This window comes from Sphingomonas sp. Leaf9 (assembly GCF_001421355.1).
Classification (GTDB): domain Bacteria; phylum Pseudomonadota; class Alphaproteobacteria; order Sphingomonadales; family Sphingomonadaceae; genus Sphingomonas.
Genome location: NZ_LMKC01000005.1, coordinates 87061 through 106137, shown reverse-complemented (window position 1 = coordinate 106137; position 19077 = coordinate 87061). Strand labels below are relative to the sequence as shown.

The following is a 19077-nucleotide window of genomic DNA, read 5'->3' as shown; positions in this document are numbered from 1 at the left end:
CCATGCTGAAGCCTGAAAGCCGCCCCGCCAAGCTCCATTACCTCACCAACAACTTCCGGGTGCTGGCCGATGGCGACTTCGTGACCTGCGCGGTCACCGGCGCCCGTATCCCGCTCGAAGAACTGCGCTACTGGAATGCGGAGCGGCAGGAGGCCTATGTCGATGCCGAAGCGTCGACCAAGGCGCTGGCACCGGAGTGATCGTTGCCGCCGCCCTGATCGTGGCGGCCCCCGCCGCGATCCTGCTCGACGGCACGCCGGGGCAGGGCGCGGTGCTGACCGGCAGCGTGGCCCCCGGCGCGACGCTGCAACTGGACGGGCAACCGGTCGCGGTCGCTGCCGACGGCCGTTTCCTGATCGCGTTCGACCGCGACGCCGGGCCTGCCGCGACGCTGATCGCGACGCTCCCCGATGGGCAGCGCATCGTTCGTCCACTCAGCGTCGCGGCCCGCAGCTGGCGGATCGAGCGGTTGCCGACCTTGCCGCGCGAGTCGCAACCCTCTGCCGAATTTCAGCGCCGCCGAGCCCCCGAACTGGCGCAGATCAACGCCGCGCGCGACCGGGCGACCGACGCGCAAGGGTGGCGGCAACGCTTCGCCTGGCCGGTGAAGGGCCGTATCTCCGGCCTGTTCGGGTCGCAGCGCATCTATGCCGGCGAACCCGGTGCCTATCATTCCGGCGTCGATGTCGCCCGCCCGACCGGCACGCCGGTCGCCGCGCCCGCCGATGGCGTCGTCATCCTCGCCGCATCCGCGCCGTTCACGCTGGAGGGCAACCTGCTGATGATCGACCATGGCATGGGGCTGAACAGCGCGTTCCTGCACCTGTCGCGGATCGACGTGAAGCCGGGTGACCACGTACGGCAGGGGCAGGTCGTCGGCGCGATCGGTGCGACCGGCCGCGCGACGGGGCCGCACCTGCACTGGGGCATGAAATGGCATGACGCGCGGATCGATCCGCTGCTGCTCGCCGGGCCGATGACGCCCTGACGGAACCGCCCGTGACCCCAAAACATTCCGCATCTGAATCAAAGGGGATTTCGACCATGCTGCGTGCCGCCTTGCTCACCGCCATCGCCGCCACCGCCCTTGCCGGCTGCACCACCACCACCGCGACGGGGCCGAGCGCGGGTCGCACCGCCACTGCCGCGCTGCGTACCGCCGCCGGGGCCGATGTCGGCACCGTGACCGCGACCGAAATGGCGGGCGGTATCCAGATGAGGATCGACGCGCGCGGCATGCCCGCCGGGATGCACGGCGCGCACGTCCATGCCGTCGGCCGCTGCGACGCGCCCGACTTCACCACCGCCGGCGGCCACTGGAACCCGACCGGCAAGCAGCACGGCACCAGCAATCCCGCCGGCCCGCACGCTGGCGACGCGCCCAACCTGACCATCGGTGCCGATGGGTCGGGATCGGTCACGATCATGCTGCCCGCCGGCACGATGGACGGGCTGCTCGACGCCGATGGATCGGCGTTCGTGATCCATGCCGGTGCCGACGACTATAAGACCGATCCGTCGGGCAATTCGGGCGGTCGCATCGCCTGCGGCGTGTTCGCCGCCGCCTGATTGCATGGCCGGCCCGGGCGGCGCATAGCGGGGCCATGACCTCGCGACGCTCCGTTCTGGCCGGCATGGCCGCCACCGCCACCCTGTCCGCCCTGCCCGTCCGGGCGCAGGGGTGGCGGCAGGCGCTGATCGCCGGCACCTATGCCGCAAAGGGTGGGGCGGGCGTGTATCGCCTGCCCGCATCGGGCCGCAGCTGGAGCGTCGGCGCGGCCGACCCCGCGCTCAAGGACGCCTCGTTCGGGGTGTCGCGCGGCGACATGCGCTATTTCGTCCGGGAATTCGCGCGGGGGCGGATGGTCGCCACCGACCGCGACGGCAAGATCCTCGCCGACCTGCCGAGCGGCGGCGACGATCCCTGCCACATCGCTATCGCCCCCAACGGCGCGCTGCTGGCGGTCGCCAATTATTCCTCGGGTACCGTCGCGCTCTATCCGCTCGCCGCGGGCATGCCGCAGCCGCCGATCATCCGCCAGCACAAGGGCACCGGCCCGCGCACCGATCGACAGGCCGGGCCGCACGCCCACTGGGTCGGCTTCACCCCCGACAACCGCTTCCTCCACGCGGTCGATCTGGGCGCCGATGCCGTCTTCGCCTATGCGCTGTCGACCGGGGAGATTGGCGATCCGGCGATCGCATGGCGCGCACCTGCCGGATCGGGGCCACGCCATCTCGCCTATCACCCAACGCTGCCGATCGGCTATGTCGTCACCGAATTCGCCAACACGCTGACCACGCTCGACGCGCAGGCCGATGGTACGTTGACGACGCGCGCCACCAACTCGCTGCTCCCGCCCGACTGGCAGGGCACGTCCTATGGCGCGCATATCGCGATCGATAGCGCCGGCCGTCGCCTCTATGCCTCCAACCGCGGCCACAACAGCATCGCGGTGTTCGACCTGGCCGAAGACGGCAGCGCGACGCTGGCCCAGCATATCCCGTGCGGCGGCGACTGGCCGCGCTTCTTCTTGCTGCTGGAGGATAGCGGGCAGCTGCTGGTCGCCAACGAACGCAGCGGCAACGTGGCGATCTTCGACCTTACCTATGACGGCCGCCTGCGCGCGACCCCCGCGCGCATCGCGGTGCCGGGCGTGGTGTTCCTCGACCGGGCGTAATTACCCCAGCCGGTCGACCACCCCCGCCAGCTTCTCGTCCAGCACGCCCAGCATCGCGGTCCACCCGCCGATCGCCTCCAGCTCGCCCGGCCCGTCCGAAATGCCGCGCAGCCCCATCACCGGCACGCCGAACCGCGCGCAGGCCCGCACCACGGCATAGGTTTCCATGTCGACCATATCGGCATCGATATCGGCATAGTCGTCGCCCCCGACGATATCCGCGCCCGTCGACAACCGCGCCACCGGCCAGTCGAGCGGGGTGTTGAGCGGCAGCACCGCCCCAAAGTCGGCGAACGGCACCACACCCTTCGCAAAGCCGATCCGCGACGCATCCATGTCGCGCCACGACACGCTGGCGACCTGCCACACCGACCCCAGCGGCAGCGTACGCGACCCCGCCGACCCGATCGACACGATCAGGTCGGGCAGGGCATCCATCCCGGCCAGCGCCTGCGCCGTCCCCACCGCCGCCTCGACCGGGCCTACCCCGGTAATCACCGGTACGAACCGTTCAGCCAGGCAGGGTCCATATTCGTGGCCCGTCGCCATGATGAACAGCACTCGCCGCCCCCCGATCCGCGTCGCCTGCATCGCCATTCCCCTGTTGCAATGGCGCCGTGGTGGCGACAGGGGCGGGCGCGGGCAAGGCCTTGCGCGCCTCTTCCTCTGCCAATCGCCGCCTGAACGCCTTCAGATTGGCCATCAGCAGCGCATCGGTTTCCACCTCCGTCGCCCGATCCCACCCCTTGCTCGCCGGGAACCGCTCGGCTTCCGTTTCCGGCGCTGCCGTCACATCGCGCGTCAGCAACAGCCGCAGCACCCCGTCTCACCCAGCGCCCGCAGAAACGCCCGCCGCCGCTACGGCGTCCACCCGTCATGCCGCACCCGATACGTCGTCATCATCCGCCCTCCTGTGCTGAAAGGGGAGCGGTACGCAAACATGGACCTTGTAGGAAAATGGGCAGTCATTCGGAACCGCCCGCTTGTCCGTGCCAGGCGCACACCCTCATACTCCGACAAATTCCCTCGATATCGCTATTGCAAATCGAAATCATTTATGATGGACTAAAAGTCGGGTTTACTGCGCCCATCAGGCGGATTCACCCACTTCCCCCCGCCGGACACGGTTGCTAAGGGCCACGGGTACAGCTCGATAACCTACCCGCGGCGGCCATTCCGTCGACGGCCCTCGGCCCGTCGAATCCCGCCCGCGACCAACTGGGAAGGATCCGCATGACCGCCATTGGCCAGGACACGCTCGGCACCCGCGACACGCTCGATGTCGGCGGCAAGACCTATTCTTATTATTCGCTGGCCAAGGCGTCGGCCAAGCTCGGCGACGTATCGCGGCTGCCCTTCTCGATGAAGGTGCTGCTGGAGAACATGCTGCGCTTCGAGGACGGCACGACCGTCACGCCCGAGGACGCGCAGGCGATCGTCGACTGGCAGAAGGACGCCCGGTCGGATCGCGAAATCCAGTATCGCCCGGCGCGCGTGCTGATGCAGGACTTCACCGGCGTTCCCTGCGTGGTCGATCTGGCTGCGATGCGCGACGCGATCACCACGCTCGGCGGTGACGCGGGCAAGATCAATCCGCAGGTTCCCGTCCACCTCGTGATCGATCACTCGGTCATGGTCGACGAATTCGGCACGCCCAAGGCCGCCGAACAGAATGTCGAGCTGGAATATCAGCGCAACATCGAACGCTATGAGTTCCTGAAGTGGGGATCGAAGGCGCTCGACAATTTCTCGGTCGTGCCCCCGGGCACCGGCATCTGCCACCAGGTGAACCTGGAATATGTGGCGCAGGCGGTCTGGTCGTCGGAATCGACCGACGGTTCGGGCACCATCGCCTATCCCGACACGCTGGTCGGCACCGACAGCCACACGACGATGGTCAACGGCCTCGGCGTGCTCGGCTGGGGCGTGGGCGGTATCGAGGCAGAGGCCGCGATGCTCGGCCAGCCGGTGTCGATGCTGATTCCGGAAGTCGTCGGCTTCAAGCTGACCGGCAAGCTCGGCGAAGGCATCACCGCCACCGACCTCGTGCTGACCGTCACGCAGATGCTGCGCGCCAAGGGCGTGGTCGGCCGCTTCGTCGAGTTCTATGGTCCGGGCCTGTCGTCGATGACGCTCGCCGACCGTGCGACGATCGCCAACATGGCACCGGAATATGGCGCGACCTGCGGCTTCTTCCCGGTCGATGACAAGACGATCGACTATATGCGCCTGACCGCGCGGCCTGAGGAAGTCATCGCGCTGACCGAAGCCTATGCGAAGGCCAACGGCTTCTGGCGTGACGAAAACGCCGTCGACCCGATCTTCACCGACACGCTCGAACTCGACATGTCGACCGTCGTGCCGTCGCTTGCGGGTCCGAAGCGTCCGCAGGACCGGGTCGAGCTGCCGAACGTCGACGACGTGTTCAACGCCGATCTGGAAAAGGTCTACAAGAAGGCCGCCGCCGTTCGCACCCCGGTCGAGGGTGCGGCCCACGACATCGGCGACGGCGACGTCGTGATTGCCGCGATCACCAGCTGCACCAACACGTCGAACCCGTCGGTGCTGGTCGCCGCCGGCCTCGTCGCGCGCAAGGCGAACAAGCTGGGCCTCAAGCCCAAGCCGTGGGTCAAGACCTCGCTGGCCCCCGGTAGCCAGGTCGTCACCGACTATCTCGACAAGGCGGGCCTGACCGCCGACCTGAACGCGGTCGGCTTCAACCTCGTCGGCTATGGCTGCACCACCTGCATCGGCAATTCGGGTCCGCTCGCGGCCCCGATCTCGGCGGCGATCAATGGCAACGATATCGTCGCCGCGTCGGTCCTGTCGGGCAACCGCAACTTCGAAGGCCGCGTGTCGGCCGATGTTCGCGCCAACTTCCTCGCCTCGCCGCCGCTCGTCGTGGCGTACGCGCTGAAGGGCACCGTGACCGAGGACATGGTGTCGACCCCGATCGGGCAGGGTTCGGACGGGCAGGACGTGTTCCTGAAGGACATCTGGCCGTCGAACGAAGAGGTCGCCGACCTGATGGCCGCCAACATCGACGACGGCATGTTCCGTTCGCGCTATGGCAACGTCTATGCCGGCGACAAGCACTGGGCCGGCATCTCGGTCGAGGGGTCGGACACCTACAACTGGCCGACGTCGAGCACCTACATCGCCAACCCGCCCTATTTCGACGGGCTGGGTATGACGCCGAACCCGATCGCCGACATCGTCGAGGCGAAGCCGCTGGCGATCCTCGGCGACTCGATCACCACCGACCACATCTCGCCGGCCGGTTCGATCAAGGCCGACAGCCCGGCGGGCAAGTGGCTGATGGAGCGGCAGGTCGCACGCAGCGACTTCAACTCCTACGGCGCGCGTCGCGGCAACGACAATGTGATGGTCCGCGGCACGTTCGCAAATATCCGCATCAAGAACGAAATGGTCCCCGGCGTCGAAGGCGGCATGAGCCGCTATGAAGGCGAAGTCATGCCGATCTACGACGCGGCGATGCGCCACAAGGCCGACGGCACCCCGCTGGTCGTGATCGCGGGCAAGGAATATGGCACCGGCTCGTCGCGCGACTGGGCGGCGAAGGGCACCAACCTGCTGGGCGTCCGCGCGGTCATCACCGAAAGCTTCGAGCGTATCCACCGTTCGAACCTGGTCGGCATGGGCGTGCTGCCGCTCCAGTTCGCCGAAGGCGTGACGCGCCAGACGCTGGGCCTGACTGGTGACGAAACCTTCACGATCACCGGCGTCGCCAATCTGCGCCCGCGTCAGGACGTCGAAGTCGTCATGACCCGCGCCGACGGCACGACCGAAACCTTCGTGACCAAGTGCCGGATCGATACCGTCAACGAGCTGGAATATTTCCTGAACGGCGGCATCCTCCAGTACGTGCTGCGCAAGCTGGCCGCGTAAGCGATTCAGCCTGACGGCGACAAAAGGCCGCGTCTCCTGATCGGAGGCGCGGCCTTTTTCGTCTGGCGAGCCGGCGGTCGATCGATCCCCCGGCGGACCAGCCGTGATCCCGGCGAAGGCTGGGATTTCCCGGTTATAGGCAGGGCAGGACATTCCGGTAGGCGCTTTCGCCCCCTCGGCCCTGTCCTACAGCAGCGCGATCCGCGTATAGCCGCAGCAGCTCTTTCTCACCGTCGACCCGTCGGGCATCGATCTCCCGAACCGCAAGCGGCACGAACTGCGCACGAGTGTGAACTTAGTGAACTTTGGCCGCGCCTTGCGCCCCGCACCGACGGGAGGCGGGGCTACGCCATCGCGAGCGGTGCTGCCGGAACCGCCGGGCGGCTGCGGTGGAACACCCGCTCGACATAGGTCCACAGCAGCGTGGCGATCACCGTCGAAATCCCCAGGATGAACGCGAAATACGACAGCCGCTCGACCGCAAAGTTCAGCACGCCGATCCCCAGATTGGCTTCGAACCAATAGGGTTTGAGCTGGTCGGCGAGGATGCCGTGGCACAGATACAGGCTGTACGAGATCGCGCCGTAGAATTTGAGGATGCGATGGTCGAGGAACCGCACCACCGCCGAGGACTGGTGCGTGACGATATGGCCGAGGATGACGCACACCGCGATCAGCTGCACGATCGGCTGCGCGAACAGCGTGACCGGATTGCCGCTCAGCCACTGTGCAGGCATCGGTGCCAGCACGGCGCAGATGGCAACGGAAACCAGGAAGGCCGGAAAGCCGAGCAGTCCCTTGAACGACCGCCCCTCACGCCACGACAGCGCCAGCCATCCGCCCGCCGACGCCATCGAAAAGCCGACTAGCGGCAACCGGTCGACGCTGAACGCCGAAATCAGCCCCGGCATCTGTCCCAGCGCCAGCGCCAGGACCAGCAACACGACCGCCGCCGCGCCCAGCAGCGGGCGATGCCGTGCCGACGGGGTCAGCAACAGCAGCGCCGCCGACAGGACATAGAATTGCTGCTCGACCGCCAGCGTCCAGGTATAGCCGAACGCGCCCCAGTCCCCGGTCCACAGGATCAGGTAATTCTGGACATAGGCGATATAGGCCGGGGTGTGCTCCAACGGCATCTGGCCGGTCAGCACCAGCCACGGCAGCGCGAAGGCCAGCACGACATAATAGACCGGGCAGATGCGCGCGAACCGGCGCGTCCAGAAATTGCCGAGCGCGGTCCCGGCGGCGATCTCCCGCCGCTCGATTGCCCGGCGCGTATCGAACAGGATCGACAGGATCAGGAAGCCGCTGAGCGCGAAGAACAGGTTGACGGCATAGCCACCGATCTGGGTCCGGCCAGCGACCGTGTGACAGAACACGACCGCGATCGACGCGATCGCGCGGAGCCCGTCGAAACCTGCAATACGCTTGCTCAGCGGACGTCCTTCCCGAAATGCCAGACCGCCGACCTAGGCCGACTCATCACGGCTTGGCAATCGGGCATTTCGCCGCATCCGTACCGATCCGGGCGCGCCGCGGCGCGTCGACCCCTGAATCTGGTATGATAGTTGCGGCGTGGAGATCCCGCCGCCGTACAGGGCGACGGGATCGACGGGTCACTTCTGGCAGGCGACGATCGCCTCGATCACGGCCAGCGTTTCCTGCGGATCGCGGATCTTCACCGTGTCCATGCCGGCGGCCTTCGGCGCATAATCATTGCCGCCGGGGAAGATCGCGTCGCCGATGAACAGCATGTCGTCGGTGGCGATCCCGCTGATGTCGGCCAGCTTGGCAAGGCCGGTCGCCTTGTCGACGCCTTCCTTGGTGATGTCGATCGAGGTCGCACCACCCATGTTGATCGACAGGCCGGGCAGCCGCTGTTTCAGGTCGGCCTGGATGATCTTGCGCTTCTCGAACTTGGGGTCCCAATGTTCCTTGGCGTCGATCGGCGCCTGCTGGCCCAGCGCCGAGAAAGTAATCTGGCTGCCGCGATCCTCGATCCGTTCGCCCCAGGTCTGTTCGGGGACGAAGCCGGTCGCCTCCAGCGCGGCATCGAACGCTTCGAGGATCTTGGCCTTGGTCGCATCGTCGAACAGGTCGGCATAGACCGTGTTCCAGCGGCCATCGCCCCAGGTGTAGAGCTTCGTGCCACTGGTCGGCATCATCCACAGCCGCGACAGGTCGGCGCGCGCGGGCAGGCGGGTGGCGACCTGCTTCTCGAACTGCGGCCAGTCGCCGCCCGAAATGATCGCGACATGCGCAACACCGAGCAGGTCGGCGAGCGCTTCGCCCATCGCCTCGGTCAATTGCTGCTTGCTCTCGGCCAGCGTGCCGTCGAGGTCGAAGGCTACCAGTTGCTTCATGGGATACTCCGGCAGGATCGGCGGGCGCACGGCCCGCCGGACAAGGATTATTTCAGGGCTTCGACCAGCTTCTTGACGTCCTGGCTGCGCCCGCGCGGCAGGATCAGCAGGTCGTTGCCGCTAGCCACGACGATCAGGTCCGACACGCCGACCATGCGAATCCGCACGCCATCGGTGCGCACCAGACAGTCGCGCGTGTCGATCGCCAGCACTTCGCCGCGATGCGCGTTGCCGGTCTCGTCCCGCTCGCTGATCGCATGCAGCGCATCCCAGCTGCCCAGGTCGTTCCAGCCCATCGCGACCGGCACGACGACCACGCGGTCGGCCTTTTCCATGATGGCATAGTCGATCGACTGCGACGGGGCGGCGGCAAAGGCCGCTGCATCGGGGGCGATGCGGTTACCGGTGCGGTCGGCCTGATCCATCGCACTCTGGCACGCGGCGAGCATGTCGGGTTCGTGCTGGCCCAGTTCGGCGAGATAGCGATCGGCGCGAAACAGGAAGATGCCGCCGTTCCAGACGTGATCGCCGGCCGCCAGCATCGCCTGTGCCGCGTCGAGCGGCGGCTTTTCGACGAAGCGGGCGACGCGGTGCACGCCATCGGCAATCTCTTCGCCGGCCTGGATCCAGCCATAGCCGGTTTCCGGTGCATCGGGCGAAATCCCGAAGGTCGCCAGCCAACCGTCCTGCACCTTGGGCAGTGCGCGCTGTACCGCAGCGTGGAACGCCGCGACGTCGGCGATCACATGGTCCGATGGCATCACCAGCAGCACCGCATCGGGCGTCTCCGCCGCCAGTGCCGCCAGCGCGATCGCGGGCGCGGTATTACGTCCTGCCGGTTCGAGGATCAGCGCGCGCGGCGCAGCGCCGACCGCGCCCAACTGGCGGTCGATCATGTCGGCATGGCGGGCGTTGGCGACCACGATCGGGGCGGCGAAGCCATCCCCGACAGCGCGGGTCGCCGTCAGCTGCAGCATGGTCGCTTCCGCCGTCAGCGCCAGCATCTGCTTGGGCGTTTCCGGGGTCGACATCGGCCATAGGCGTGTGCCCGATCCGCCGGAAAGAATGACGGGTACGATCATGGGCATGGTCAAGCAGATTCCTGTCTGTCGCACTGGAAAAGACGCCTGTCGACCGGCGTTGGGGCAGGATGCCCCGTGATTTGGGTATTCGGCGCGTAGATAGTTTTTCGTATATCATCTATCGCATGTTGAGAGGCTATCGTCCGCCTTCCCGCCGGGTCAGCGCGGCGACGCAACTGGCGCGGTCGATCGGCGCGCCGGTGCGCTGGCGCGCATCGACATGGCGGACGACGGGCACCCCGCCTTGCTGCGGCGCATAAAGATAGGCGTCGAGGACGCAGATGTTCGATCCGAATTGCAGCTTGCGCCCGGCCCCTTCGCTCAGGTCGAGCAGCGGCTGGCCGAACAACTGGGTAAGGGCACTGGCATTCTGCCCCATCACCCGCTCTAGGCCGATCGTGCCATAGCTGGGTGCGGGCGGGGTCGGCAGGGCGTTCTGGCGTACGACGGGACCGGGCGTGGCGCAGGCGGAGACAGCCAGCGCCAATCCCACGCTGATCCCAACGCTACGCATTCCCACCCCCTTTGCCCCGGCGCCGATGAAAGCCATGCGTCGCCATCGCCGCGCCGATCAGCGGCGCAACGAAATTCACAAACGGTATCAACAGCAATCCGGTTCCCACCAGCCCGAGAAGAAACCGCCGGCCGCCGCTTGCCCGTCGTTCGGCGGGCATCGCGGCGGGAGGCAGGTGGCGTGCCGCAACCATGTCCGACAGGTCCCGGCCGAGCAGCCAGCCATTGACGACGAAGAACACCGCCGCCGTCCCGATCCCGGTGGCGAGCAGCAGCAGGTAGAGCGGCACGAAGAACAGGTTCACCGCCACCGCCCGCAGCACCGACTTGCCGCTCATGCCAAGCGACCGGCCGAGCGGCACCGGACGGGCGGTCGCCAGTGCGGCGGGATAATGTTTCGCCTCGACCGCCTCGACCACTTCGTCGGCGAACAGGCCGATGACGGCGATGGCGACGATGCGGAAGAGGAGCCAGGCAAGGCCGATCGCGACGATGACGGTGGCGATGACCGCCAGCGTGCCGGCATCGTCACCCAGCACGAAGACGTCGGTGGTCACCCAGCGTGCGCCCCATGCCAGCCCGGCACCGACCAGCGCCAGCAATACAAGCGTCAGCGCCAGCGACTTGGCCAGCACCCGCAGGAACGCACGGTCGCCCAGCTGGGCGAGCGACAGGAAAAAGCTTTCGATCATGCATCGGACGATGGTGAGCCGGGAAGGGCGCGTCAACGCCCGGCGGGGGCATCCGCTTGCTACCGCGTGCGCCGCTGGCTAACGCGCAGGGCAATGCCCGCGCATCGTCGCCGGGCGCCATGTTTCGGAGACCTTGATTGACCCAGCCCACGCTCGACGTCGTTGCGATCGGCAACGCCATCGTCGATATTCTCGCCCAGTCGGACGACGCCTTCCTCGCCGCGGAGGGCATGACCAAGGGGTCGATGCAGCTCGTCTTCTCGCCCGCCGATGCCGATGCTCTCTATGCCAAGATGGGTCCGGGCCGCGAAGTGTCGGGCGGGTCGGCCGCCAATACCGTCGCTGGCATCGCGGCGCTGGGCGGCAAGACCGGCTTCATCGGCCAGGTCGCCGATGACCAGCTGGGCGCGGTGTTCGCGCACGACATCCGCGCCGCCGGCGTCCGCTTCGACACCGCCGTCCGCGCCGGCGAGCCGACCACCGCCCGCTGCCTGATCTTCGTGACCCCCGACGGGCAGCGGACGATGAACACCTTCCTCGGTGCATCGCAGTTCCTGCCCGAAGCGGCGCTGGATGCCGACCTGATCGCCAGCGGCGCGATCCTGTATCTCGAAGGCTATCTGTGGGACCCGGAAGAACCGCGCGCCGCGATGCGTGCCGGCATCCGCATCGCGCGCGACGCGGGGCGCAAGGTCGCCTTCACCCTGTCCGACACCTTCTGCATCTCGCGCCATGGCGACGATTTCCGTAAGCTGATCGCCGAGGGACAGGTCGACATCCTGTTCGCGAACGAGAACGAACTGGTCGCGCTGGCGCAGGTCGAGGATTTCGACGCGGCGGTGGAGCGGATCGCGGGCCAGGTCCCGGTGCTGGTCGTCACGCGCGGCGAACAGGGCGCGATCGCGGTGACCGGGGGGCAGCGGACCAGCGTGCCCGCGCAGCCGATCGAGCGGGTGGTCGACACGACCGGTGCGGGCGACCTGTTTGCCGCCGGGTTCCTGCACGGACAGGCGCAGGGCTATGATATCGAACGCTCGCTGAAGCTGGGGGCGCTGTGCGCCGCCGAGATCATCTCGCACTATGGCGCGCGGCCGGAAGTCGACCTGACCCGGCTGATGCAGGAAAAGATCGGCTGAGCCCGCCGATCCTGTCCTGAAACGAAAAGGGGGGAGGCCGAACCGATCGGCCTCCCCCCTTTTTTTGACCTTGGCGGGGATCAGTGACCGCCGTCCAGATCCGCCACCTCGACGATCCCGCGACCCAGATGGCTGCGGCGATAGCCATAGAGGAAATAGATCACGAGGCCGACCGCGCCCCACACCGGCAGCACCAGCTTGGCATCGGGCGGCAGCGCCACGAACAGGCCGATGCAGCCGATCATCGTCGCCGGCGCCACCAGCCAGACGGCGGGCGTGCGGAACGGACGATGGCGATGCGGATCGCGCTTGCGCAGCACCAGCACCCCGACCGCCACCATGAAGAATGCGAACAGCGTGCCGGCATTGGCGATATCGGCCAGCTTGCCGACCGGCAGGAATGCGGCGGCAAAGGTCACGCCGATGCCGGTGATCGCGGTGATGACGTGCGGCGTCTTCCACTTCGGGTGGATCGACGACAGCTTTTCCGGCAGCAGGCCGTCGCGCGACATGGTGAAGAAGATGCGCGTCTGGCCGAACAGCATGACCAGGATGACCGAGGGGAGGGCGAGGAACGCCGCCAGGCCGATCAGGTTGCCGATGTTCAGATAGCCGATCTCGCGCAGGACGTGCGCCAGCGCTTCCTTCGAACAGGCTAGCGGTTCGGTGCCCATGCCGGCCAGTTCGGTGCAGCGTGCGCCCAGCGCCTGCGACCCCGGTGCCAGCCATTCGCCCAGCGCACTGGTCACCGGCTGCGACCCGAGCGGCGAACCGATCGCGCCGGCGGCCACTAGCATGTAGAAGACGGTGCAGATGGCAAGGCTGCCGATCAGCCCCAGCGGCACGTTGCGCTGCGGGTTCTTCGTCTCCTCCGCCGCGGTCGATACCGCGTCGAACCCGACATAGGCGAAGAAGATCGACGCCGCGGCACCGACGACGCCCTGTCCTTCGTTGCCGAACCAGCCATTGGGGGCGAAGGGTTCGAAATTGTCCATCCGCATGACCGGCAGCGCGAGGATGATGAACGCGGTCAGCGCCGTCACCTTGATCGCGACCAGCACCGCGTTCACCTTCGCGCTCTCGCTGGTGCCGAGCATCAGCAGGCCGGTGATGAGCAGCGCGATGATGACGGCAGGCAGGTTGACGATGCCACCGGGCACATAGGGGCCGGAGATGATCGCGGTCGGCAGGGTGATACCGAACCATCCCTGCAACTGCCCGACGAAATAGCCGGACCAGCCGACCGACACCGCCGATGCAGCGACCGCATATTCGAGGACCAGCGCCCAGCCGACCATCCAGGCGAGCAGTTCGCCCAGCACGGCATAGGTATAGGTATAGGCCGATCCCGACACCGGGACCATCGACGCGAATTCGGAATAGCACAACGCCGCGACCGCGCAGACCAGCGCGGCGATGACGAACGCCACCATCATGCCAGGCCCGGCCTTTTGCGCGGCTTCGGAGGTGAGGACGAAGATGCCGGTGCCGATGATGGCCCCGACGCCCAGCATCGTCAGCTGGAACGCACCCAGGGTGCGCGTAAGCGATTTCTTCTCTGCGGTCGCAAGGATCGCATCGAGTGGCTTGATACGGCCAAAAATCATGCAGGCCCCCCAAACGCGGCGCCTTCTTGCGGGGCCGCGAAGTTACAAAGGCGTAAACCTACCCGCAAATCCGCCCCGCGCAATTCCTTTCGTGCAATAAAGCTGTCCTATCGCGCCAGCATCGGCCCCAGCGGCGCCCCGCCGAACAGGTGGACGTGGAGGTGCGGCACCTCCTGCCCGCCATGCCCGCCGATATTGGCGAGCAGGCGATAGCCCGGTTCGACCAGCCCGTGGTCGCGCGCGACATGGCCGACCGCCCGCACGAAGCCGGCGATCTCCGCGTCGGGAGCGTTCGCGGCAAAATCGTCCCACGACACATAGCGGCCCTTGGGGATCACCAGCACATGGACGGGTGCCTGCGGGGCGATATCGTGGAAGGCGAGGGCGAAGTCGTCCTCGTAGATCCGCTTGGCCGGGATCTCGCCACGCAGGATGCGGGCAAAGATGTTGTCGTCGTCATAGGGCTTCGTGGCGTCGATCGGCATGGGATCACTCCTGGGGGCGGGAGGCTTTTTCGGCGATGCCCGACTGGCCCTCGCGGCGGGTCAGTTCGGCGCGGACATCGTCGAGCGCGATGCCCTGGGCTTGCAGCAGCAGCGTCAGGTGGAACATCAAATCGGCGGCCTCGCCGATCAGCCCGGCGCGGTCGTCGGCCATCGCCGCGATCACGCACTCGACCGCTTCCTCGCCGACCTTCTGCGCGATCTTGGCCGTGCCGCGCGCGTGCAGCTTTGCGACATAGGATTGTGTGGGATCGCCGCCGATCCGGCTGGCGATCACCGATTCAAGCCGGTCGAAGGCGTCCATGTCAGTCCCTGTTCTTGCGTTGCCGATTGCGGATCGCCCGTCGCGCCAGCACCACCATGAACGCGAACGCCACGAAGGTCGCGACGTCCGAAAAGGCAAAGCCTTCGCGGGGTGGAGCGATGCCGGAATGGGCGGCGGCAAGGGCGGTCGTGGCCATGGAGCGGCTGTAGGGGGTTTTCGTTCGCGAGAAAATCCTCCCCGGCACGGAGAGGGGGACCGTCGCGAAGCGATGGTGGAGGGGGGTGTCCGCATACGGGACCGTTGCGTTGCGCCGCGATCCCCCTCCACCATGCTACGCATGGTCCCCCTCCCCGCGAGCGGGGAGGATTTTAGTGGCTGCGGACCGGCACCCCCGCCGCGGCCAGCGCCGCGTGCGCGTCCGCAACCGACGCCTCGCCGAAATGAAAGATCGACGCCGCCAGCACCGCGCTGGCATGGCCCTGCGTCACCCCTGCGACGAGGTGGTCGAGCGTGCCGACGCCGCCCGACGCGACCACCGGCACCGACACCGCATCGGCGATGGTGCGGATCAGGTCGAGGTCATAGCCATCGCGCGTGCCGTCACGGTCCATCGACGTCACCAGCAACTCGCCCGCGCCCAGCTTTGCCAGCTTCAGCGCATGGTCGACCGCATCGATCCCGGTCGCCCGTCTGCCGCCATGGGTGAACACCTCCCAATGGCCATCGACCCGGCGCGCATCGACCGAAGCGGTAACGCACTGGCTGCCGAAGCGGTCGGCGATGTCGGCGACCAGTTCGGGACGCGCCACGGCGGCGGAGTTCACCGCCACCTTGTCGGCACCGGCCAGCAACAGCGCGCGGGCATCGTCGGGCGACCGCACCCCGCCACCGACGGTCAGCGGCATGAAGCACACTTCGGCGGTGCGACGCACCACGTCGATGATCGTGTCGCGCCCTTCATGGCTGGCGCCGATGTCGAGAAAGGTCAGCTCGTCGGCCCCGGCGGCGTCATAGGCGCGCGCCTGTTCGACCGGATCGCCCGCATCGCGCAGATCGACGAAGTTCACGCCCTTCACCACCCGCCCGGCATGGACGTCGAGACAGGGGATGACCCGCGCCCGCACCGTCATGCGGTCGCGACCCGGATCGCTTCGGCCAGGTCGAGGCGACCGTCATACAGCGCGCGGCCGGTGATGACACCTTCGATCCCGGCCTTGCCCCTCAGCGCGTGAATGTCCTCGATGCCGGCAACCCCGCCGCTGGCGATGACCGGGATCGATACGGTGCGGGCAAGCGCGGCGGTCGCCTCGACATTGCAGCCTTTCAGCATCCCGTCGCGCCCGACATCGGTGAACAGGAGCGCGGCGACGCCGGCATCCTCGAACCGGCGGGCGAGGTCGGTGACCGAGACGGTCGACACGTCCGCCCAGCCGCGCGTCGCGACCATGCCGTCCCACGCATCGACCGCGACGACGATCCGCCCCGGACAGGCGGCGGCGGCTTCGCGCACAAAATCGGGGTCTTCCAGCGCGGCGGTACCGATCACCACCCGCGCAACGCCCAGGTCGAGCCAGCGGTCGACATTCGCGCGGTTGCGGATGCCGCCGCCCAGCTGCACCCGACCCGGAAACGCTTTCAGGATACCGGCGACCGCGTCGCCGTTCACCGATTGCCCGGCGAACGCCCCGTCGAGGTCGACGACGTGCAGATGATCCGCACCGGCATCGGCGAACAGCGTCGCCTGGTGCGCGGGATCGTCGCCATAGACGGTGGCGCGGTCCATATCGCCCTCGGCCAGACGGACGACCTGTCCGCCCTTCAGGTCGATGGCAGGAAAGACGATCAAGGACGCCATGCGAGGAACCTTTCCAGCAGCGCCAATCCGTAGCGCTGGCTCTTTTCGGGGTGGAACTGCACGCCCAGCAGGTTGTCGCGGCCGATCGCCGCGGTCACCGGGCCGCCATGGTCGGTCGTGGCAAGGACATGGCTGCCCTCGAACGCATAGCTGTGCAGGAAATAGGCTTCACCGGTCACCAGCAACGGGTGCGGCGCGGCCGGCACGACATCGTTCCAGCCCATATGCGGCACGGTGATGCCGGGCGATGCGGGTAGGCGGCGGACGGTGCCCTCGATCCAGCCAAGGCCGGCGTGGCTGCCAAACTCCTCACCGGTGGTGGCAAGCAACTGCATGCCCACGCACACACCAAGGAACGGTACGCCGCCGTCGAGCACGCGCGCTCGCATTGCCTCGACCATGCCGGGGATCGCGGTCAGCCCGTTCATGCACGCGGCAAAGGCACCGACGCCGGGCAGGACGATCCGGTCGGCTTGTCTGACCACATCCGGATCGGCAGTGATCGACAGGTCCTGCGCACCGGCGGCCTTCAGCGCATTGGCGACCGACTGGAGATTGCCCGCGCCGTAATCGATCAATGCGATCAAAACAGGTCGCCGATCTGGTCCATCGCCAGCGTCATGGTGAAGGCGACGACCTCGACCGTCGCGACGCCGTTCACGACGAACGGATCGGTCTCGACCAGCGCGCGCACGGCGTCCTCTTCACCCCGAAACAGCAGCACGCCGCCGGTCGGCGGATTGCGCCGTCCGGCGAGCAGCATGGTGCCGGCGTCCATCGCCGCCTTGATCCACGCGACATGCGCGTCGCGGTGGGCGTCGACTTCGTCCAGCGGCTTCACATAGGTCAGCATCGCCAGGCACATCGGCTGCATCAAACGGGCTACCATCTCACAACACTCCCTTGGTCGACGGGATGGCATCGCCCTTGCGCGGGTCGATCTCGGTCGCGGTGCGCAGTGCGCGCGCCAGCCCCTTGAAGATGCTCTCGGCGATATGATGGTTGTTGGTGCCGTAGATCGTCTCGACATGCAGCGTGATGCCGGCGGCCTGGGCGAAGCTGTGGCAGAAATGGCCGAACATCTCGGTATCCATCGTGCCGAGCTGTGCCTGGGTGAACTGCACCTTCCACACCAGCCACGGGCGCCCGGAAATGTCCAAGGCAACACGGGTCAGCGTCTCGTCCATCGGCGACAGCGCGTCGCCATAGCGGCGGATGCCGCGCTTGTCGCCCAGCGCCTTGGCGAACGCCTCGCCGATGGCGATGCCGGTATCCTCGACCGTATGGTGCGCGTCGATATGCAGGTCGCCGACCGTCCGCACGGTCAGGTCGATCAGCGAATGGCGCGACAATTGTTCGAGCATATGGTCGAAGAATCCGACCCCGGTCGACACGTCGTAGATGCCGGTACCGTCGAGGTTGACCGTGACGTCGATCAACGTCTCGCTGGTCTTGCGGGCGATGGTGGCGGTGCGCATGGCCGTCTCATAGCGCTTGGCGACGCCCATGCAACGCAACGAATCTTGACGCCCCGTCAAACGCCGCTACCCAAGGGCGCCATGAGCCAGACCGTCGCCGACAGCCTGATCCCGTATGACGAGATCGTCCAGGAAGCCCTGCGCGCCGTAGTCGGTCGCGTCCTGGGGCAGGTCTCCGCCACCGGCGCGCTGCCCGGCGAGCATCACTTCTATATCACGTTCAAGACGCAGGCACCGGGGGTCGATATCCCCAAGCGGCTGATCGAACGCTTCCCCGATGAAATGACGATCGTCATCCAGCATCGCTTCTGGGACCTGACCGTCGATGCCGAGCGCTTCTCGGTGGGGCTTAGCTTTGGCGGCATCCCGTCGACGCTGGTCATCCCCTATGCCGCGATCACCGGCTTCCACGATCCGGCGGTCAATTTCGAACTGCGGTTCCAGGCGAACGACGAGCCGGGCGACGAACCCGAACCGCATGATCCGCCCGAAAACGACGCCCCGATCGCGGTGAGCGAGGACGGGTCGAACGTCGTCGCCGTGGACTTCAAGCGCAAGAAGTGACGATCGAGGTCGTCGCGTCCCCAAGCGAGGTAGAGCGCGAGGCGATTCTGCGCATCCTGTCCGCGCATAACGACGCCTCGGTCGGGCCGACCGAGCGGCGGCAGGTCGCGATCGTCTTGCGCGACGCGGCGGGCACGATCACCGGCGGGCTGTACGGCAAGATCGGCTATCGCTGGCTGTTCGTCGAATTCCTGGCGATCGCGCCCGAGCATAAGGGGCAGGGGATCGGCCGCGACCTGATGCAGCAGGCCGAGACCCTTGCGCGCGACGCGGGGTGCATCGGCATGTGGCTCGACACCTTCAGCTTTCAGGCGCGCGGCTTCTACGAAAAGCTGGGCTTTGCGCAGTTCGGAACGATCGACGATTTTCCACCGGGGCATGCGCGCTTCTTCCTGTCGAAACGGATCGACTGACGCGGCCACGGGTTTT

Annotated in this window: 24 protein-coding genes; 8 read left to right on the top strand and 16 right to left on the bottom strand. The window is 67.2% G+C overall.

Annotated elements, in window-relative coordinates:
• Nucleotides 1-2 precede the first annotated feature (2 nt).
• From ASE58_RS14225 to ASE58_RS14210, 4 genes are read left to right on the top strand one after another with little or no spacing between them, the layout of a single operon-like run.
• Complete coding sequence (locus tag ASE58_RS14225) at nucleotides 3-200, top strand: DUF2093 domain-containing protein (RefSeq protein ID WP_055822695.1); 198 nt, start codon at nucleotides 3-5, stop codon at nucleotides 198-200.
• Entirely contained in the window at nucleotides 197-988 is a 792-nt protein-coding gene (locus ASE58_RS14220; RefSeq protein ID WP_082468074.1) for a M23 family metallopeptidase, read from the top strand. Before ASE58_RS14225 ends, ASE58_RS14220 begins: the two co-directional genes overlap by 4 nt.
• 56 nt (nucleotides 989-1044) lie before the next feature.
• A complete protein-coding gene (locus ASE58_RS14215) occupies nucleotides 1045-1569 on the top strand; it encodes a superoxide dismutase family protein (RefSeq protein ID WP_082468072.1) in 525 nt (174 codons plus the stop codon).
• A 35-nt stretch (nucleotides 1570-1604) separates the two neighbouring features.
• Nucleotides 1605-2681 carry a lactonase family protein gene (locus ASE58_RS14210; protein WP_055822689.1) on the top strand — a complete coding sequence of 359 codons (1077 nt, stop codon included), beginning with the start codon at nucleotides 1605-1607 and terminating at the stop codon, nucleotides 2679-2681.
• Here the strand turns inward: ASE58_RS14210 and ASE58_RS14205 are convergent, their stop codons facing one another.
• Together ASE58_RS14205 and ASE58_RS17980 are read right to left on the bottom strand one after the other, a co-directional pair.
• The gene (locus tag ASE58_RS14205; protein ID WP_055822684.1) at nucleotides 2682-3278 is read right to left on the bottom strand and encodes a 5'-methylthioadenosine/S-adenosylhomocysteine nucleosidase; all 597 of its coding nucleotides are present in this window, start codon (nucleotides 3276-3278) and stop codon (nucleotides 2682-2684) included.
• Nucleotides 3193-3501, bottom strand: coding sequence for a hypothetical protein (locus ASE58_RS17980; protein ID WP_156347751.1), 309 nt, complete (start codon nucleotides 3499-3501; stop codon nucleotides 3193-3195). The genes ASE58_RS14205 and ASE58_RS17980 overlap by 86 nt, the downstream gene beginning before the upstream one ends.
• Nucleotides 3502-3914: 413 nt before the next feature.
• Here ASE58_RS17980 and acnA point away from each other — a divergent pair, with 413 nt between their 5' ends.
• The gene (acnA, locus tag ASE58_RS14200; protein WP_055822681.1) at nucleotides 3915-6590 is read left to right on the top strand and encodes an aconitate hydratase AcnA; all 2676 of its coding nucleotides are present in this window, start codon (nucleotides 3915-3917) and stop codon (nucleotides 6588-6590) included.
• A 344-nt stretch (nucleotides 6591-6934) separates the two neighbouring features.
• Here the strand turns inward: acnA and ASE58_RS14195 are convergent, their stop codons facing one another.
• The 5 genes from ASE58_RS14195 to ASE58_RS14175 all read right to left on the bottom strand — a co-directional run bounded on the left by ASE58_RS14195 (nucleotide 6935) and on the right by ASE58_RS14175 (nucleotide 11240).
• A complete protein-coding gene (locus tag ASE58_RS14195) occupies nucleotides 6935-8014 on the bottom strand; it encodes an acyltransferase family protein (protein WP_268795082.1) in 1080 nt (359 codons plus the stop codon).
• Nucleotides 8015-8206: 192 nt separating this feature from the next.
• A complete protein-coding gene (locus ASE58_RS14190; RefSeq protein ID WP_055761987.1) occupies nucleotides 8207-8953 on the bottom strand; it encodes an HAD-IIB family hydrolase in 747 nt (248 codons plus the stop codon).
• 47 nt (nucleotides 8954-9000) lie between these two features.
• Entirely contained in the window at nucleotides 9001-10041 is a 1041-nt protein-coding gene (locus ASE58_RS14185) for a mannose-1-phosphate guanylyltransferase/mannose-6-phosphate isomerase (RefSeq protein ID WP_082468068.1), read from the bottom strand.
• Nucleotides 10042-10171: 130 nt separating this feature from the next.
• The gene (locus tag ASE58_RS14180; protein WP_055822672.1) at nucleotides 10172-10549 is read right to left on the bottom strand and encodes a hypothetical protein; all 378 of its coding nucleotides are present in this window, start codon (nucleotides 10547-10549) and stop codon (nucleotides 10172-10174) included.
• A complete protein-coding gene (locus ASE58_RS14175; RefSeq protein ID WP_055822669.1) occupies nucleotides 10542-11240 on the bottom strand; it encodes an EI24 domain-containing protein in 699 nt (232 codons plus the stop codon). Before ASE58_RS14175 ends, ASE58_RS14180 begins: the two co-directional genes overlap by 8 nt.
• Nucleotides 11241-11377: 137 nt before the next feature.
• Between ASE58_RS14175 and ASE58_RS14170 the strand changes: the two genes are divergently transcribed.
• The gene (locus ASE58_RS14170) at nucleotides 11378-12376 is read left to right on the top strand and encodes an adenosine kinase (protein ID WP_055761974.1); all 999 of its coding nucleotides are present in this window, start codon (nucleotides 11378-11380) and stop codon (nucleotides 12374-12376) included.
• 80 nt (nucleotides 12377-12456) lie between these two features.
• Here the strand turns inward: ASE58_RS14170 and ASE58_RS14165 are convergent, their stop codons facing one another.
• From ASE58_RS14165 to hisB, 9 genes are all read right to left on the bottom strand, one after another.
• Entirely contained in the window at nucleotides 12457-13983 is a 1527-nt protein-coding gene (locus tag ASE58_RS14165) for an amino acid permease (RefSeq protein WP_055761971.1), read from the bottom strand.
• Nucleotides 13984-14090: 107 nt separating this feature from the next.
• Nucleotides 14091-14468 (bottom strand): histidine triad nucleotide-binding protein, encoded by a 378-nt coding sequence (locus ASE58_RS14160; RefSeq protein WP_055822666.1) that lies wholly within the window; start codon nucleotides 14466-14468, stop codon nucleotides 14091-14093.
• 4 nt (nucleotides 14469-14472) lie between these two features.
• Nucleotides 14473-14790 carry a phosphoribosyl-ATP diphosphatase gene (locus ASE58_RS14155; RefSeq protein ID WP_055822663.1) on the bottom strand — a complete coding sequence of 106 codons (318 nt, stop codon included), beginning with the start codon at nucleotides 14788-14790 and terminating at the stop codon, nucleotides 14473-14475.
• 1 nt (nucleotide 14791) lies between these two features.
• Nucleotides 14792-14947 (bottom strand): hypothetical protein, encoded by a 156-nt coding sequence (locus ASE58_RS17975; RefSeq protein WP_156347750.1) that lies wholly within the window; start codon nucleotides 14945-14947, stop codon nucleotides 14792-14794.
• Between the two features lie 172 nt (nucleotides 14948-15119).
• Nucleotides 15120-15881 (bottom strand): imidazole glycerol phosphate synthase subunit HisF, encoded by a 762-nt coding sequence (gene hisF / locus ASE58_RS14150; protein WP_055761961.1) that lies wholly within the window; start codon nucleotides 15879-15881, stop codon nucleotides 15120-15122.
• Complete coding sequence (hisA, locus tag ASE58_RS14145) at nucleotides 15878-16606, bottom strand: 1-(5-phosphoribosyl)-5-[(5-phosphoribosylamino)methylideneamino]imidazole-4-carboxamide isomerase (protein WP_055822660.1); 729 nt, start codon at nucleotides 16604-16606, stop codon at nucleotides 15878-15880. Before hisA ends, hisF begins: the two co-directional genes overlap by 4 nt.
• The gene (hisH, locus tag ASE58_RS14140; RefSeq protein WP_055822656.1) at nucleotides 16594-17193 is read right to left on the bottom strand and encodes an imidazole glycerol phosphate synthase subunit HisH; all 600 of its coding nucleotides are present in this window, start codon (nucleotides 17191-17193) and stop codon (nucleotides 16594-16596) included. Before hisH ends, hisA begins: the two co-directional genes overlap by 13 nt.
• The gene (locus ASE58_RS14135) at nucleotides 17190-17495 is read right to left on the bottom strand and encodes a YciI family protein (protein WP_055822652.1); all 306 of its coding nucleotides are present in this window, start codon (nucleotides 17493-17495) and stop codon (nucleotides 17190-17192) included. Before ASE58_RS14135 ends, hisH begins: the two co-directional genes overlap by 4 nt.
• A 1-nt stretch (nucleotide 17496) precedes the next feature.
• Nucleotides 17497-18084, bottom strand: coding sequence for an imidazoleglycerol-phosphate dehydratase HisB (hisB, locus tag ASE58_RS14130; protein ID WP_055823518.1), 588 nt, complete (start codon nucleotides 18082-18084; stop codon nucleotides 17497-17499).
• Nucleotides 18085-18165: 81 nt separating this feature from the next.
• Between hisB and ASE58_RS14125 the strand changes: the two genes are divergently transcribed.
• Together ASE58_RS14125 and ASE58_RS14120 are read left to right on the top strand one after the other, a co-directional pair.
• Complete coding sequence (locus ASE58_RS14125) at nucleotides 18166-18648, top strand: SspB family protein (RefSeq protein WP_055761952.1); 483 nt, start codon at nucleotides 18166-18168, stop codon at nucleotides 18646-18648.
• Nucleotides 18645-19061 carry a GNAT family N-acetyltransferase gene (locus ASE58_RS14120; protein WP_055761949.1) on the top strand — a complete coding sequence of 139 codons (417 nt, stop codon included), beginning with the start codon at nucleotides 18645-18647 and terminating at the stop codon, nucleotides 19059-19061. The genes ASE58_RS14125 and ASE58_RS14120 overlap by 4 nt, the downstream gene beginning before the upstream one ends.
• The last annotated feature ends 16 nt before the right edge of the window (nucleotides 19062-19077 follow it).